The sequence below is a fragment of the Arthrobacter glacialis genome (genome assembly GCF_002909445.1).
Classification (GTDB): Bacteria; Actinomycetota; Actinomycetes; order Actinomycetales; family Micrococcaceae; genus Specibacter; species Specibacter glacialis.
This window is the reverse complement of record NZ_PPXC01000011.1, coordinates 90,263-105,649: the sequence shown is the minus strand read 5'-3', so window position 1 is coordinate 105,649 and position 15,387 is coordinate 90,263. Positions and strand designations below refer to the sequence as shown.

Below are 15,387 nucleotides of genomic sequence, written 5' to 3'. Positions count from 1 at the left end.
ACCGATTCGGATACTTTACCCAGCATGAATTTCCTGCACCGCCCCCGGCATGCGGCGACCCCGGACATCCCGGCCCTCCCCGACCCCTATATCCCCCGACACGGCAGCACTAGCTACGCGGTGGACCATTATGAGTTGGAATTAGAAGTCCGACTCGCCGGGAACCAGTTGCAGGGGCGAGCCGTCATTACTGCCCGTGCCCTGGTTGCTCTCGACACGGTGGAACTGGACCTCGTGGGCCTGGGCATGGACAAGGCCTCCGTGGATGGCGTTCGCGTGCTCAAGCATTCCCACCGCCAGGGGAAACTGCGGTTACAGCTCCCCTCCCTGGTAGAGGCTGGAGCAGGGTTCACTCTGGACATCCGGTACAGCGGCATTCCCGCAGCAGACGACGGCGCGTGGGGTGAGGTGGGATGGGAAGAGCTCGAAGACGGCGTCTTGGTTGCCGGCCAGCCCACCGGAGCGCCCACGTGGTTCCCGTGCAATGACAGGCCTGACAACAAGGCTTCCTACCGATTTAGCGTGACCACCGACGCGGACTACACGGCCGTGTGCAACGGTGTGCTCCTGTCACGCACCAAGAAGTCCAGCCGCGAAACGTGGGTATACGAACAGTCCGCCCCGATGGCCACCTACTTGGCCACCGTGCAGATTGGCCGGTATAAGTTGCTCGCCCTCCCCGCCCGGGAAACCCAGTCACAGTTGCCCATCACGGTAGCCGTACCGAAACAGCTTCAGGCGAAGGCAGCCACAGCCCTGAGCAGGCAGCGCGAAATGGTGGACGTCTTCACGCAGCGTTTTGGCCCCTACCCCTTTGAGACCTACACCGTGGTGGTTACGGCGGACGAGCTGGAAATCCCGCTCGAGGCGCAATCCCTGTCCATCCTGGGCCGCAACCATCTGGACACCGGCTGGGAATCCCAGCGGCTCATCGCCCACGAACTGTCCCACCAGTGGTTTGGGAACTCGCTCACCGTGGAGTCGTGGCGTGATATTTGGCTGCACGAAGGATTCGCCTGCTATGCCGAGTGGCTATGGTCCGAAGAAAGCGGATCCATGACCGTGGCCGAACGGGCCACGGCGGCCCACGCGAAGTTGCGAACCGAGCCCTTGGACCTGGCTGTGGGCGATCCCGGTTCGGCGCTGATGTTTGATGACCGCGTGTACAAGCGAGGCGCCCTGGCCCTGGAGGCCCTCCACGCTGCGGCAGGTCAGGAGAACTTTTTTGCCCTGCTCCAGCGCTGGGTGGCGGAGCACCGCCACGGCTCGGTATCCACGGCAGCTTTTGTCTCCTTGGCCGATCAGGTGTGTGCCGAGGTGACAGGATTCTCAGCCGCAGCCATCCTCACCCCGTGGCTGTACCAGCAGCAGCTGCCGCCACTGCCCCGACGCTAACCGCAACACCCGAAGCCACGCCGTCGACCTGCGGAAATCGACGTGCGGGAATCAGGCTACGGTGGTAGACATGCCTGCAACCAACGTTTTAGAACCCCCTTGCCCCGTACCGGTTGTGCTTTCCGGGTTTGGTCCTGTTGGCCAGGAATTCTTCAACAGGCTCCGCGCCAACCACCACCAGGATTTCTACGTTGCGGGCATCCGGGGACGCGCCGATGAAGTCATGTTGGGCCCGGATGCCAAGGTGCCGGAACGGGCTCAGTGGCATCCACTAACACCCATCGCAGAGTTTCTTCAACGAACTGGGGCTTTGATCCTGGTCCAGGCCATCCCGTCTTCCCTCGAAGCCCACCCGCGGGCACTCGAAGAGTCAATCACGGCACTTGGCCGAGGCGTGCACGTTGTGTCGGCAACGAAAAATCACCTCCTCACACACTGGCGGGAACTCGAAGCAGCGGCCCAAACTGGTGGCAGCCGCATCCGAATCTCCGGAGCCACGGGCGCCGCATTGCCGGCTGCTGATCTGGCTCGCATTGGTGTTAATGGCCTGAACGCTCGCGCGATCCGTGCCTGTCCGAACGGAACATCAACGTTTGTGCTGGATCGAATGGGACGGGGCGACAGCCTCGAGGATGCCGTCAAGGAGGCTCACCGACTCGGCATTGCCGAGTCGAATACGAGCGCCGACCTCAGCGGCTCCGACGCAGCCACCAAGACGCGATTGATCGCCGGCATGCTGTGGGGCTGGGACGTGGCCAAGATTCACGTTGACACAGAAACCATTGATGAGAACTCGGTCCGGGTCGCAGGAGCATCGGCCAGTTCGAGCCAACGACTTCGTGCGGTGGCCTCGGCATCAGTTGACCAGGCGATGAAGGTCACCGTGCGGTTGGAACTCGTCAGCTCCCAAGACCCCCTCTTTCACCTGACTGGTCCGGAAAAAGCCGTGACTTTCTCCTGTCCTGAGGCCGGGGACATCACAGTACACGGTGGACGTTCCAGCCCGGCCGGAGCTGGCCTGGCCATGGTCAAAGACGTTCTCAACCTGCTCCCTACCCGGACTACTGGCTTCCACTGAGTTTTCCTTTCACGCTCTGGTACGCACTGCCACGGCGGCGGCGAATCCGTGTGGCAATCCCACTTCCGCAGACACAACATCCCGAACGTCCACCTCTGACCCCTGCACCCCCTCTGTCTTCCCTGGAAACGCGTTAATGAGGGTGGGGTCGGTGCGCAGGCCCAGACCGGAATACTTGGCCAGCGCTTCCTTACGCGCCCACGCCGCCGCCCGCCATGCGTTTCGCTTTTCGGGGGCGACCCGGCTGAGAAGTAACTTTTCGTCGGGGCTCAGCGCCACGTCGTCGAACCCGTCAAAGGCAAGCTGGGCGATGTTTTGCAGATCCACGCCGAGGGGCACCTCTGCCGCGCGCACCATGGCGGCCAAGGCCCACCCACGGCTGCGCGAAAAACTGATCGACAAGTCAGCAGTGACGCCGTTCACCAAGTATCCCGGCCGGCCGTGCGAGCGCAGCGGATGGGGCCCGCAATCGGGGCAGCTGTAGGCGGAAACCAGGTTGTGCGGGGCGGCATCGAGCACTTCGGCAGCCATGAGGCGCAGTGCCGCGCGCCCGGCAATGAAATCACGCCGTGTTGGTGGATCCACGATGGTGGCGGCTCGGGCCTTTTCGGCAGGGTCCAGCTGCCCGGCCAGGCTCTGGTCCACGCCCGCCAGCTCGAAGGCACGCACCAGGACGTGTTTGTGTAAAAGCACCTCAACTCCGGCCTCGTTCACGTTGGCTCCACCTTCTGTTCATCTTCCGTATTTAATGTCTCGATAAGGTCGGGCCATGACTCGACCCGCCCCGGATTTCACCGGTTTTTCCGTTATTGACAACGACGACGACGATCCTGTTCTGTTGTCCCCGGATGGATCCCCGGTGGACACCTGGCGCGACGGCTACCCCTACGATGCACGGCTGGAACGGGATGTCTACGACATTGAAAAACGGCTGCTGCAAATTGAACTGCTGAAGCTGCAGCAATGGATCAAGGCTACCGGGCGGCGAGTGGTCATCTTATTCGAGGGTCGTGATGCAGCCGGAAAGGGCGGCACCATCAAGCGGTTCACCGAACACCTGAACCCGCGCGGCACCCGTGTGGTGGCCTTGGAAAAACCCAGCCAGCGCGAGTCCTCCCAATGGTACTTCCAGCGGTATGTGGCTCACCTGCCCAGCGCCGGGGAGATGGTTTTGTTTGACAGGTCCTGGTACAATCGGACAGGCGTTGAACGTGTCATGGGGTTTTGCACCAAGGAACAATATGACGAGTTCATCCGTCAAGCCCCGTTGTTTGAACGCATGCTGGTCAATGACGGCGTGACCGTCATCAAGTTCTGGTTTTCCGTCACGCAGGCCGAACAACGGACCCGCTTCATCATCCGTCAGGTGGATCCCGTTCGGCAGTGGAAACTCTCCCCCATGGACCTGGCGTCTCTGGACAAGTGGGATGCTTACACTGCTGCCAAGGAACGCATGTTTAAGCGCACAGACACCCGTCACGCTCCGTGGACTGTGGTCAAGTCCAATGACAAGAAGAGGGCCCGGCTGGCTGCCATGCGCCATGTGCTGAGCATGTTTGACTACACGGGCAAGGACCATGAGCTGGTGGGCGTGCCCGATCCCCACATCGTGGGGCCTGCCTCGGCCGTGGTGGGCGAGGGCGAGGAATTTTAGGAGCTGTCCTTCGCAGGACATAGGATTCGAGCATGCAAAGACTTTCAAACGGAGCCTTTCAACTCAGCAAGTCCCGCGGAGCCAACGGCTATGTGGTTGCTGCCGGGGAACAGCTTGTCCTCATCGACCCAGGCATGGCTTCGGGCTCGGCCGGCGTGGTGAACGAGCTTCGGGAGGCTGGCCTGCTGACGGCTGTTCGACACGTGCTGCTCACACATTACGACCTGGACCATGCAGGAGCGGCAAAAGCTGTGGCCGCGGCGGCCGGGGCTACAGTTTGGATCAGCCGGCTCGATGCGCAGGTACTGAGTGGCCAGTTGAAGCCACGCACGTTTTTTCGCCGACTGAGCACCGCGTTTGGAAAGCCACAGCTGCCGGAGTCAGTCTCCTACATTGGGGAGTCCGACGGCTTCCCCATGGGCATCACGGCCGTTGCGGCGCCGGGTCACACGGCCGGCCACTATGCATTTCACTGGGAAGACTCCCTGTTCATCGGCGACGCAGCCTTGGTGCGGCAAGACGGCTCCCTGAAACAATTTCCGGGCTTCATCATTACGGACAAGCCCACAGCGCTTCAAACGACAGCCGCACTGGAGGCGATGGATGTTGGGTGGGTCTGCCCAGGTCACGGCAAGGTCACCCGAAAGCCTTAAGTAACTAACCCGCAGAAAACGCCGAAAAAGACCGTGAAATCGCGTTTTTTCGGCTTTTTCTGCGGGTCAGTTTGGAGGGCGCGTGGGCCCGAGTGCGCCCTGGCGGGCCCATGGCCCGAAAAAAATGAGACTCTTTCCAATCCAAGAACCAACAGTGCTCCGAATCACATGGTGGACGAGCCCAACGATGGACCGTCCACCCTGTATCAGGAGGATTCTCATGCACAAGAAATCTGCATTACTGATCGCGCCCGTGCTCGCACTGGCAGCTTTGTCCATGTCCGCCGGGGCCGCCATGGCCCATGCGGAAGACACCACCACCTATGAAACCAGTCTGGGGGCCATCAACGGCAGCAACGCCACCGGCTCAGTGTGGATCTCCCTTCATGGAGACCAGGCCACCGTGACGCAGGAAGTCAGCGGACTGGCCGCCACCTTCGACGGTGCACCCTACCCGCACGTGCAGCATATCCACATTGACGCGGCAGGTGTTTGCCCGGCACCCGCCGCCGACACCAATGGTGACGGCGTCATCAGCACCACTGAGGGTGCGCCGTCGTACGGCAAGATCGGCACCACCCTTTCCACCAGCGGTGACACCAGCGACAAGGCCGGGCTGGATCTGGCTGTTGGTGGCATGGGGGCCAGCTACAAGTATGAGCGGACCTTCACCATGAACGCCGCAACCATTGCGTCGTTGAAGGCTGGCAAGGCCGTTGTTGTTGTCCACGGTTTGGATCCGGCCACATTGTCGGCAGCAGGCCAGGCAGCCAAGAGTGACCTGGTCCCGTCCTTGCCGTTGGCAGCCACATCGCCTGCCTTGTGCGGGACGTTGGCCGTGTCGCAAATGGCAGCCATGCCAGGCGGTGCCCCCGGAACAGGTGTGACCACGCAGCTGGAATCGAGCAACGCCTCAAGCGCTCCTGAGGTTGCCTGGTTTGCTGGCGGCGGCGCATTGGTGCTGGCAGCCGGTGCAGCTTTGGCCATGAACCGCAAAAAGACGATCGCTGTAAAGTAGCGGCGGCCGATTCCCCATGGTAAACACCAGCAGCCGTCGCGGGCGCCTCATGGCGTCCGCGACGGCGGCGGTGCTCCTGACATCCCTCACCGTTGGTGTTGCCGGATGCGGGCAGGCACCCGCCCCCAGTTCCCCCAGCACGACGCCGGCCGCACAGTCCGCGGACAACGCACCAACTGCGCCTGCCGCACCGACGCAAGCTCCGCCGTCGTCCATCCCCGCAGCCCAGGCCCCAACCCAGGCGGCCCCGCCGAAGATCCAAGGAGAGATACTGCAAGAATCGGCACCCGTGTCACTGTCCATCCCGGACATAGCTGTAACCACAAACTTGATGTCTTTGGACCGGGACGCCAAAGGCGAGGCCGAGGTTCCGCCTGAAACGGCCGGCTCCCCCGCCGGCTGGTACAAGCACTCCCCCACTCCCGGCGAGCTGGGCCCCTCGGTCATTTTGGGGCATGTGAACACCACCACCGTTGCCGAAGGAGTTTTTTACCGGCTCCATGAACTCACCCAGGGCGAAACGTTTTCGGTCACCCGGGCCGATGGCAGCGTGGCAGTCTTCGCCGTTGACAGAAGCGAAGTGTTCAAAAAGGACGCGTTCCCCACACTGGCGGTCTACGGCAATACCCAACGAGCCGAAATTCGGCTCATCACCTGTGGCGGCTATGAGCCGAGCACAGGCGAGTTCACCGAAAACACCGTGGTGTACGGGCATCTCGTGTCCAGCCACGCCGGTTAGCCACTTCGGCAACACCGCAATGGAGTCCTGGAACTCTGGATTGGACCATGATGAACAAGAAATTCAGTCTCGCCGGAGTCTTGGCGGTGGCCGCTGCACTCACCCTGTCAGGGTGTAGTGCGGGGGCCAACTCCGCCTCGCCCGGACAGGAACCTTCCGCACCTTCGACGGCCACGTCCTCGGGCATGGCCGAGCCGGGAGCCTCGTCCATGGAGTCGATGATCCACATTCAAGACGGAAAATTCATCAACCCCAAGCCCCTAGCTGCGGGCGCCACGGTAACTGTCATGAATTTGGACGCCGACGCCCAAACAGTTATCTCGGATGATTCCAGCAGCTTCAATGTCAAAGTTCCAGCAGGGGGCATGGCCACCTTTGCTGCTCCCAAGAAGTCAGGAAACTACCCATTCCATAGCGGTGATGGGGACATGCGAGGCGTTCTGACCGTGACGGCCGGTGCGCCGTCGGTGGCAGCAACCATGGTGTGCGCCGATGAAGCCAAACAAAATGTCATGGAGATACTGGGGCTCCCGGCCATTCCCACAACGACTGAAAATTGGGACGGCACCACTTATTCCTGCACTTACCCACTCGATGTTGGCAGTTTTGTCATGACCGTGACTGAATCCGCCAACGACGCCGACGCCGCAGCCCTGGCCAAGCAGCTGGCAGGATCCCTTGATGCCCCTCCTCTTGAGGGATTGGCCAATCTGGGCCTGCCGGGTTACCAAGCTAAGGACGGAAACGTGGTTTTCGCCAAGGACAATATGACGTTGCACGTTGACGCCACGGCGTTCCCTGCAACGGTGGGACCTCACAAGGTCACAGCCAGCAGCTTCGCCTATGAAATGGCCACCACTATTCTGGGGTGCTGGACAGCGCACCACGGATAAATGATCTGCTCGTCCCACCCAGCGCATTAAGCAACTGACCCGCAGAAATCGACGAAAATCGCGTCAAAAACGCGCTTTTTCGTCGATTTCTGCGGGTCAGTTGCTGAGGGGACTAGCGCTGGGTGGCGCCGAACCGCTCTGCAGCCAATTCCACGGCAGCCGCACGGGCAGCCGAGGCTTCATCGGCTGTCAGTGTCCTGTCGGCTGCGCGGAACCGCAGGCCGAAGGCCAGGGACTTGCTGCCTTCGGGAATGCCTGCGCCCTGGTACTCATCAAACAAGGCAACGTCTTCCAGCAGTTCGCCGGCGCCTTCGCGCAGGGTTTCCAGCACAGCCTGTGCCGGAACCTCCACGGGAACCACCAAGGCAACGTCCTGCGTTGCGACGGGGAACGTGGAAATGTGCTTGGCCACAATGACGTCGGCCGCGGCCGCGAAGACCATCTCGGCGTTAATTTCCATGGCCACGGAACGGGCAGGCATGTTCAGCTCGGCCAGCAGCTTCGGGTGAAGCTCGCCGGCATAGCCCACCACGTCGCCATTGCGCAGGCTCAAAACAGCCGCACGACCCGGGTGGAACGCCTGGTGTGATCCTTGGGAAACCACAAGCTCCACACCAACGACGTCGGCCACCAGGCGGGCAGCATCAAGTGCGTCCGCCCAGTCCCAGTGCCGCGGAGTGTGGCCGGGAGCTGCCGGGGAGTCCTTGCCGGTGAAGATGGCGGCCATGGTCAACGGCTGGTACGGAATTCCGTCGTAGAGGGCATCCAGGACGTCCTCGGAGGGCCTGACGCCCAGCGGTGGGATGGACAGGGTGCCGAAGGTCTTGCCAGGCAGGAATACCAAGCCAGACTCGAACAAGGCCACGTCGTGGAAACCGCGTGAGTGGTTGCGCTTGGCAATCTCAATCAAGCCCGGCAGGATCGAGGTCCGCAGGAAGCCGAACTCCTCGCTCAACGGGTTTGCCAGCTTCACGGCCGCGCGAACAGCACCCGCTTCAGCCACACCGAAGGTGTCGTTGGACGTCTTCGACACAAACGGGTATGCCAGAATCTCTGTCAGGCCGGAGTCCGCCAAGGCCTGGACCACGCGGCGGCGCTGCTGCTGCGTGCGTGAGTAGCCACGTCCGGGAGGTGCCGTGGGCAGGGTTGCCGGGATCAGGTCATAGCCCACCAGGCGGGCCACTTCCTCGGTCAGGTCCTCTTTGGTGACCAGGTCGTAGCGCCACGTGGGGCCAGTGACGGCGTAGCCGCCGTCGACCTTCTCCACATCGGCGCCCAAGTCGCTCAGCGAGCCGATGATCTGGGCCTGGCTGAAGTCGATGCCGATGCGGGCCGAGGTGAATCCGGACGGCAGGAACACCGGCGCCGGCGCCGCGAAGGTGGCCACATCGGTGGAAGTGGTCTCCTCCGTGCCGCCAGCCAATTCAACCAGCAGGTTCACTGCACGCTGGGCTGCCACGTCGGCAACGGCCACGTCAACGCCCCGTTCAAAACGCTTGGATGCCTCGGAGGGCAGCTTGTGGCGGCGGCGCGAGCGGGCAATGGAGACTTCCTCGAAGTGCGCAGCCTCAATCAGCACGGTGCTGGTTCCGGAGGAGACCTCGGTGGAGGCTCCGCCCATGACCCCGGCAATGCCTATGGGACCGGATGCATCCGTGATGAGCAGGTCCTCGGCGTCGAGCTTGCGGACCTTGCCGTCAAGGGTTTCCAGCGTTTCGCCGGCTGCTGCGCGGCGCACTACAATCTGGCCGGCAACCTTTTCGGCGTCGTAGAAGTGCAGCGGCTGCCCCAGTTCCAGCATGACGTAGTTGGAAATGTCCACGGGCAGCGAGATGGAGCGGATCCCTGCCAGGCGCAGGCGCGAGGACATCCACGGCGGGGTGGGCGCAGCGGCGTTGATGCCGCGCACTGTGCGCGCTACAAAACGGTCGCAGCCGGGCTTGCCGTAGATGGGTGCAGCGTCGTCAATGGCAACGGCCTGGCCGGCGCCTGTGGAGGCGGTGACCGAAACCAGTGAGGCGGGGTCGGTGAAGACGCTGTCCGTGGCGTGCGCGTATTCGCGGGCAACGCCGCGGATGCTGAACGCGTAGCCGCGGTCCGGTGTCACATTGATCTCGGCGGCCTCATCATCAAGACCCAGCAGTGCCAGCGCGTCGGTGCCCAGTTCCGGGTCGAGGCCCAGGGTGGACAGCACCAGGATGCCGTCATGGTCATCGCCAATGCCCAGCTCGCGCACGGAGGCGATCATGCCGGCGGAGACGTGGCCGTAGGTGTTCCGCGGGGTGATGCGGAAATCTCCGGGCAGCACGGCGCCGGGCAGGGTGACAACAACTTTGTCGCCCACCACGAAGTTGTGGGCGCCGCAGACAATGCCCTGCACACCCGAAGGGTCGATGCCGTCAATGTCCAGGGTCTGTGCGGCACCTTCGGGAACCACACGTACTGTGCACCAGTTGATGGTCTTGCCGTTGGACTGCGGTTCCTTCTCAAGGGTCAAAACCTGGCCAACCACAATGGGGCCGCTGATTTGATCCAGGGGACGGTGCACGTCTTCTTCTTCGAAACCAACCTTGACCAGGTCAGTCATTACATCTTCGGCAGTTGCTCCTGCCGGTACCTGCGCATACTCGCGCAGCCAAGTCAGTGGAATACGCACCGCTTAGATCTCCATCCCAAAGTGTTCGCTGAAACGTACATCGCCCTCGATCATGTCGTGCATATCCCCAACTTCGTTGCGGAACATGAGAGTGCGTTCAATGCCCATGCCAAACGCGAAGCCTGAGTACTCATCCGGGTCAATTCCGGCAGCACGCAGCACGTTCGGGTTGACCATGCCGCAGCCGCCCCATTCGATCCAGCGCGGGCCGCCCTTGGCACCGGGGTGCCAAATGTCCAGTTCCGCCGACGGTTCGGTGAAGGGGAAGAAGTTCGGGCGCAGACGGATGCTGGCTTCCTCGCCAAACATTTGGCGGGCAAAGTGCTCCAGCGTCCCGCGCAGATCCGCCATGGACAGCTTCTTGTCGATGGCCAGGCCCTCGAACTGATGGAATACGGGGGTGTGCGTTGCGTCAAGCTCGTCGGTGCGGAACACCTTGCCGGGGCACAGCACGTACACGGGAAGTTCGCGTTCCAACAGGGACCGCACCTGCACGGGTGAGGTGTGGGTGCGCAGCAGCAGGTGGGCCTCGGGCGGCTCCACAAAGAAGGTGTCCTGCATTTCGCGCGCCGGGTGGTCCGGCTTGAAGTTCAGGGCGTCAAAGTTAAACCACTCGGACTCCAACTCGGGGCCTTCGGCGATCTCCCAGCCCATGCCCACGAAGATGTCGCAGACCCGGTCTTGCAGGGTGGACAGCGGGTGGCGGGCACCTGCCTGGCGGCGGCGCGGGGCTGCTGTGACATCCACAGTTTCCTCGACCAGGATCCGGGCAGCGTCCTCAGCCTCAAGCACCTCGGTGCGGGCGGCGAGGGCCTTGGCGACACGGCCGCGCGAGGCGCCCATAATCTTGCCGGCAGCAGCTTTAAACTCCTTGGCAAGGCCGCCGATGACGCGGTTTGCCAGGCTCAGCGGTGATTTCTCCCCTGAGTGCGCCAGGCGGGCAGCTTTAAGCTCATCCAGCGTGGTGGCAGCGGCAATGGCTGCGAGCGCGTTCTGAACGGCAACGCCAATGGCGGCTTCGTCCAGCGGGTCCGGGACCGTGGTGGGTTCGGTGGTTGATTCGGGCATTTCGGCCGTCTTCTGGGGCATCTCTGACATCTACAGTTTTTACCTAAGCTCGTGTGCGAGTAAGCGGCGGGGTAGCTCCTCCCGCCGCAACCAGTCTAGTTGACTGCGCCCGCGTGTTGAATTCGGCGCGGGCCGCGCACCTGTTGCTCAATTGGCCCCGACTCTTTAGCGTTCCGAGACCCAAAGCCGCGCCCCGCTTGTTACGCTTTCGCTCATGCAGTTCCGCCTTGCCTTCTCCCCTGGACGCACGACGCCGGTCACTCCCCGGTCGCTGCGCCCTCCCCTTGCTCTGGTCTTGTGTTCGCTGGTCTTGTGTGCCCTGTTGCTGGGTGGCTGCAACCCCATGCCGGCGGACGTCACCCACTACACCCCGGCCCCTGCAACGGTTGTGGATGCGGTGGACTGCGAGCGCTCCGTGAGCAAGGTCCCCTATGGCCCCGGCTCCTCTTCCCCACCCCTAACGGGCTCCCCCAGCACGGCTGCGGTGCTTGCGGGCAGCGTGCCTGCAGGTTTTGTGCCGGTAAAGCTTGTGGAGTGCTTTCCCCCTGACCCTGCCTTGGATGCGCAGGGCCAAGTGACTGGGTGGAGCGTGAAGCAGTTGTGGTTTACGGGTGATTTCGCGGCGGTGTTGGCGGCCCTGGCAGTACCCAGCGACAGCCAGGCAGGAATTGCCTGTTTGGCCATAGGGGAAATCCTGCCGTCAATCTGGTTGGTCAACGCCGAAGGTCAGGCCGCCAATGTGGTGTGGCCGTTGGATGTTTGCGGTATGTCCAAACCCGAGCTGCGCGAGGCGTTGCGGGGACTCACCCTCAGCGACACCAAAATATCGGCGGCCGACTCCGGACCGGCATCAGAGCGTGGCCCGTGAGCCTGGGCAGGACTGCACCCAGCCCTAGGACCCTCATCCGCGCATGGATGGTTGCCGCAGTGTTGGCGGCATCGTTGTTCCTCGCTGCCTGCAGTGGCACCTCCCACTACCAACCGGACCCGGCAGCCCTGCAGGACTTCCACGGTTGTTCCGCGACGGCACCATTCCCTGCTGACGAGGGCGGACAATCACAAGTTCCTGACAAGCATGGCAGCGTGCCCGAGGGACTCCATCCCTATCGTGCGGTTCAATGCACGTGGGATCCCGTCCACAACGTGATCCGCGAAGACCACCTCGACGGTGACATCACCGATTTGTTGGCGGCACTTGCCGAGCCCAGTGAACGCGGCGGAGAAGGGGTCTGCAACCTCCGCCTTGAGATGACGCCAGAGTTGTGGCTTGTCAACACTGTTGGGGAAGCTGCGAATGTCCAATGGCCCACTGATCACTGCGGCAAGGCCAAGCCCGGCGTCTCTGCGGCATTGGACGCCCTGTCAATCATGCAGACAGCCGAAACCCCGGTGGCTAGGCTTGCCCCATGAAGAATAAGTGCACGCCACAAGGATCCCACCGTATGAGGGCACCACTGCGGCTGCGGGCGCTGGCAAACGCCGTGAACCTGTCCACCCCTACGGGGTTGCTACTGGCAGGACTGAGCCGCACACCCCTGGAGCCGGGCCCGGACGGGCTGATCCTGGGCACCCACTACAGACCCAAACTACCCAAGGCCGGCGCCTTTACCGTGGGCAACGTCATTTTCTACCGCGCGGACCGGGCCTTCATAAATTCCAGGCCCGACTTGCTGGCCCACGAATCCGGCCACGCCACCCAGTACGCCTGGTGCATGGGTCTGCCGTTCCTGCCCCTCTACGCCGTCTGCGCCGCCTTCTCGCTGTGGCGGACCGGGGATCCCGGCAGCAGAAATTTCTTTGAGCGCAACGCCGGGCTGGAACTCGGCGGTTACCGCGAACTGCCCACCATTGCCCGGCTGCCGGCGCTGCGGAACTATTTGCAACGCTTTACGTTATTCAAATCACCACTCCCCAACAACCCCGCCAAGGACAGGAACCACTCATGACCGAGTCCCTCAACTCCATCACCGTCACCGGCCAAGGCACAGTGCAAACCGCGCCGGACTTTTTCAACATCAACATCGGTATTGAAGCGCAGCAGTCCACAGTGCGGGAAGCCTACGCGAAGGCAAGCGAAGCCCTCAACGCAGTCAACGCCAAGCTGCTGTCGCTGGGAGTGGCCCGGGAGGTCATCAACTCTTCATCGCTGGATGTCCGGGTGGACACGCGCTGGCAGGAGGGCACCGGCTCGGTGGTGACCGGCTACACGGTTTCCAGCACGTTGAGCGTCGCCTTGCGCTACGACCAGGGCGCCCAGGACATCATCGCGGCCGTAGTGGATACAGGCAACAACAGCGTTCGCCTCAACGGCCTCACGCCCGTCTTGGCAAACCCCTCAGCGGCGCAGGACGCCGCCCGGGCCATTGCCTGGGCCGATGCCTTGCGGGCGGCAGAGCTTTACGCCGTGCTGGCCGGGCGGACCCTGGGCCCTGTCAGCTCCGTGTGTGAAGGAGCCGTACACGACGGCGCACCCAGACCCATGCTGGCCCGCGCAGCCATGAGCACGGACAGTTCCATGGCCATTGAACCGGGCCAGAGCAATGTTTCCATGGCTGTGCAGGTGACCTGGCAGCTCGCCTAAGCACTCTTGGCCAGTCCCCTAGAGAAAAAGGATCCTGGCGCGGACCCAGGAAAGGGCTCGCGCCAGGTGTCTTTTGGTGGCTAGCTGGCCCTAGGAAATGACGATCTCACGTTTGAGGATCTTTCCTGTGGGCCCCTTGGGCAGGGCATCCATGATGACCACCTTGCGCGGATACTTGTAGGCGGCCACTCGGGCCTTGACGAATTCCCTGATGTCGGCCGCGAGCGCCTCAAGGTCACCGGCACCTGCGGCGCCGTCCTTGAGCGAAACCGCAGCGTAAATCTCTTCGCCGTGAACGTCGTCGACCTTGCCCACCACTGCAGCCTCGGCCACGGCAGGGTGTTCGTAGAGGACTTCTTCCACTTCTCTGGGGTACACGTTGTAGCCGCCGCGCAGGATCATGTCCTTTTTCCTGTCAACAATGTAAAACACGCTGTCCTCATCCTTGCGGCCCAAGTCCCCCGTGAAGAACCACCCGTCCCTGATGGCTGCAGCCGTTGCCTCCGGATTCCGCCAATACCCTTTCATGACGTAGCCGCCGGAGGCCACGATCTCGCCCACAACCCCTGTTTCCACCTCATGACCGGCGTCGTCCACCACCTTCAACTGCGCACCGTCCACCACTGTGCCGATGGAGCCGGGCTTGCGAATCCCATCCACTTGGTTGAAGCAGATCACCGGCGAGGTCTCCGAGAGGCCATAGCCCTCCAGCAGCGTGGCGCTGAAGGTGTTTTCAAATTCGTGCAGGATTTCCATGGGAAGCGCTGAACCGCCTGAGGCCGCCACCCGCAGGCTGGAAACATCATAGTTCTCCCGCCCCGCCGTCCGCAGCAGGGCGATGTACATGGTGGGCACACCCTCAAAAATGGTCACCTTGTCGCGCTGGATGATTTCCAGGGCCTTTACCGGATCAAATTTGGGCAGGATGGTTACGGTTGCCCCCGCCATAACGGCAGCATTCAAGGCGCAGGTCTGGCCAAAAACGTGGAAGAACGGCAGGCCGCCAAAGATCACGTCCTCGAACGTCATGCTGAACAGCTTTGTCGACAGTTCTGCATTGCTGCGCAGGTTCTCGTGCGTCAATTCCGCACCCTTGGGTTTGCCCGTGGTGCCGGAGGTGTAGAGGATAACGGCAGTGTCATCCTTGTCCGCGGGCGCTATCTCGGAGTTGGCCTCCGTTTGGGCCAGCAGCCCCATGAGTTCAGCGTTAATGGGGACGATCTGTGTTCCGGTGTTGGCCGCGGCTGTTTGAACCTCGCCCATGACGCCTTCCCAGGCGAAGGCAAATGTGGCGCCAGAGTCGGTGAGATGGTATTCCACCTCACGGGATTTCAGCAGCGGGTTCAGGGGAACCACCACCGCCCCGTAGCGCAGGATTCCGTAATACAGCGGGGGCATTTGCGGCAGGTTCGGCGAGATGAGCACCACCCTGTCCCCCGGCTTGACTCCCCGCGCGGCAAGCAGCCCGGCCACTTTGGCGCTGAGCACTTCCAGCGCGCCGAAGGAGATCTCAATATCGTCCAATTTGATGGCGACACCTGCTGGATTGCGCTGCGCTGAGGCACTCACAATGGTGGCGAGGTTGGTCATTCCGGCTCCTTCTCACTGAAGCTGGGCAGTGTTCTTGGTGAAGCTGCCCGGCTGGGGCATCG

Annotated in this window: 15 protein-coding genes; 11 read left to right on the top strand and 4 right to left on the bottom strand. The window is 62.5% G+C overall.

Going from position 1 to position 15,387, the window contains the following annotated elements:
• Positions 1-24: 24 nt before the first annotated feature.
• Both CVS27_RS14305 and CVS27_RS14300 read left to right on the top strand, forming a co-directional pair.
• Positions 25-1,395, top strand: a complete 1,371-nt coding sequence (locus tag CVS27_RS14305; protein ID WP_103466455.1) for a M1 family metallopeptidase — start codon at positions 25-27, stop codon at positions 1,393-1,395.
• Positions 1,396-1,465: 70 nt separating this feature from the next.
• On the top strand, positions 1,466-2,473 hold the full coding sequence (locus tag CVS27_RS14300) for a homoserine dehydrogenase (RefSeq protein ID WP_103466453.1): 1,008 nt from the start codon (positions 1,466-1,468) through the stop codon (positions 2,471-2,473).
• 9 nt (positions 2,474-2,482) lie between these two features.
• On the opposite strand, the gene CVS27_RS14295 is transcribed toward CVS27_RS14300, so the two are convergent.
• Positions 2,483-3,187 (bottom strand): 4'-phosphopantetheinyl transferase family protein, encoded by a 705-nt coding sequence (locus CVS27_RS14295; RefSeq protein ID WP_103466451.1) that lies wholly within the window; start codon positions 3,185-3,187, stop codon positions 2,483-2,485.
• 55 nt (positions 3,188-3,242) lie between these two features.
• Here CVS27_RS14295 and ppk2 point away from each other — a divergent pair, with 55 nt between their 5' ends.
• The 5 genes from ppk2 (at position 3,243) to CVS27_RS14270 (ending at position 7,430) form a co-directional block, all read left to right on the top strand.
• Complete coding sequence (ppk2, locus tag CVS27_RS14290) at positions 3,243-4,127, top strand: polyphosphate kinase 2 (RefSeq protein ID WP_103466449.1); 885 nt, start codon at positions 3,243-3,245, stop codon at positions 4,125-4,127.
• A gap of 32 nt (positions 4,128-4,159) precedes the next feature.
• The gene (locus tag CVS27_RS14285; RefSeq protein WP_103466448.1) at positions 4,160-4,780 is read left to right on the top strand and encodes an MBL fold metallo-hydrolase; all 621 of its coding nucleotides are present in this window, start codon (positions 4,160-4,162) and stop codon (positions 4,778-4,780) included.
• A 220-nt stretch (positions 4,781-5,000) separates the two neighbouring features.
• A complete protein-coding gene (locus CVS27_RS14280; protein WP_243400197.1) occupies positions 5,001-5,798 on the top strand; it encodes a hypothetical protein in 798 nt (265 codons plus the stop codon).
• Between the two features lie 16 nt (positions 5,799-5,814).
• Positions 5,815-6,537 carry a class F sortase gene (locus tag CVS27_RS20560; RefSeq protein ID WP_133162939.1) on the top strand — a complete coding sequence of 241 codons (723 nt, stop codon included), beginning with the start codon at positions 5,815-5,817 and terminating at the stop codon, positions 6,535-6,537.
• A 47-nt stretch (positions 6,538-6,584) separates the two neighbouring features.
• Positions 6,585-7,430, top strand: coding sequence for a cupredoxin domain-containing protein (locus CVS27_RS14270; protein ID WP_103466447.1), 846 nt, complete (start codon positions 6,585-6,587; stop codon positions 7,428-7,430).
• 112 nt (positions 7,431-7,542) lie between these two features.
• Here CVS27_RS14270 and pheT read toward each other — a convergent pair whose 3' ends face one another.
• Positions 7,543-10,086 (bottom strand): phenylalanine--tRNA ligase subunit beta, encoded by a 2,544-nt coding sequence (gene pheT / locus CVS27_RS14265; RefSeq protein WP_103466446.1) that lies wholly within the window; start codon positions 10,084-10,086, stop codon positions 7,543-7,545.
• A 3-nt stretch (positions 10,087-10,089) separates the two neighbouring features.
• Positions 10,090-11,175, bottom strand: a complete 1,086-nt coding sequence (gene pheS, locus CVS27_RS14260; protein WP_243399889.1) for a phenylalanine--tRNA ligase subunit alpha — start codon at positions 11,173-11,175, stop codon at positions 10,090-10,092.
• A gap of 193 nt (positions 11,176-11,368) precedes the next feature.
• Between pheS and CVS27_RS14255 the strand changes: the two genes are divergently transcribed.
• From CVS27_RS14255 to CVS27_RS14240, 4 genes are read left to right on the top strand one after another with little or no spacing between them, the layout of a single operon-like run.
• Complete coding sequence (locus CVS27_RS14255) at positions 11,369-12,022, top strand: hypothetical protein (protein ID WP_103466444.1); 654 nt, start codon at positions 11,369-11,371, stop codon at positions 12,020-12,022.
• Positions 12,019-12,564 carry a hypothetical protein gene (locus CVS27_RS14250; RefSeq protein ID WP_133162938.1) on the top strand — a complete coding sequence of 182 codons (546 nt, stop codon included), beginning with the start codon at positions 12,019-12,021 and terminating at the stop codon, positions 12,562-12,564. Before CVS27_RS14255 ends, CVS27_RS14250 begins: the two co-directional genes overlap by 4 nt.
• Positions 12,565-12,596: 32 nt before the next feature.
• Positions 12,597-13,100, top strand: coding sequence for a hypothetical protein (locus CVS27_RS14245; protein WP_243400196.1), 504 nt, complete (start codon positions 12,597-12,599; stop codon positions 13,098-13,100).
• Positions 13,097-13,735, top strand: coding sequence for an SIMPL domain-containing protein (locus CVS27_RS14240; protein ID WP_103466441.1), 639 nt, complete (start codon positions 13,097-13,099; stop codon positions 13,733-13,735). The genes CVS27_RS14245 and CVS27_RS14240 overlap by 4 nt, the downstream gene beginning before the upstream one ends.
• Before the next feature lie 90 nt (positions 13,736-13,825).
• On the opposite strand, the gene CVS27_RS14235 is transcribed toward CVS27_RS14240, so the two are convergent.
• Entirely contained in the window at positions 13,826-15,325 is a 1,500-nt protein-coding gene (locus CVS27_RS14235; RefSeq protein ID WP_103466439.1) for a long-chain-fatty-acid--CoA ligase, read from the bottom strand.
• Positions 15,326-15,387 lie beyond the last annotated feature (62 nt).

Excerpts from the sequence above, each read along its gene's own strand:
- pheS (WP_243399889.1), bottom strand. The coding sequence starts at position 11,175 with ATGCCCCAGAAGACGGCCGAAATGCCCGAATCAACCACCGAACCCACC.
- CVS27_RS14285 (WP_103466448.1), top strand. The coding sequence starts at position 4,160 with ATGCAAAGACTTTCAAACGGAGCCTTTCAACTCAGCAAGTCCCGCGGA.
- CVS27_RS14280 (WP_243400197.1), top strand. The coding sequence starts at position 5,001 with ATGCACAAGAAATCTGCATTACTGATCGCGCCCGTGCTCGCACTGGCA.
- CVS27_RS14300 (WP_103466453.1), top strand. The coding sequence starts at position 1,466 with ATGCCTGCAACCAACGTTTTAGAACCCCCTTGCCCCGTACCGGTTGTG.
- CVS27_RS14245 (WP_243400196.1), top strand. The coding sequence starts at position 12,597 with ATGAGGGCACCACTGCGGCTGCGGGCGCTGGCAAACGCCGTGAACCTG.
- CVS27_RS14270 (WP_103466447.1), top strand. The coding sequence starts at position 6,585 with ATGATGAACAAGAAATTCAGTCTCGCCGGAGTCTTGGCGGTGGCCGCT.
- CVS27_RS14305 (WP_103466455.1), top strand. The coding sequence starts at position 25 with ATGAATTTCCTGCACCGCCCCCGGCATGCGGCGACCCCGGACATCCCG.
- ppk2 (WP_103466449.1), top strand. The coding sequence starts at position 3,243 with ATGACTCGACCCGCCCCGGATTTCACCGGTTTTTCCGTTATTGACAAC.
- CVS27_RS14235 (WP_103466439.1), bottom strand. The coding sequence starts at position 15,325 with ATGACCAACCTCGCCACCATTGTGAGTGCCTCAGCGCAGCGCAATCCA.
- CVS27_RS14255 (WP_103466444.1), top strand. The coding sequence starts at position 11,369 with ATGCAGTTCCGCCTTGCCTTCTCCCCTGGACGCACGACGCCGGTCACT.
- CVS27_RS20560 (WP_133162939.1), top strand. The coding sequence starts at position 5,815 with ATGGTAAACACCAGCAGCCGTCGCGGGCGCCTCATGGCGTCCGCGACG.
- CVS27_RS14240 (WP_103466441.1), top strand. The coding sequence starts at position 13,097 with ATGACCGAGTCCCTCAACTCCATCACCGTCACCGGCCAAGGCACAGTG.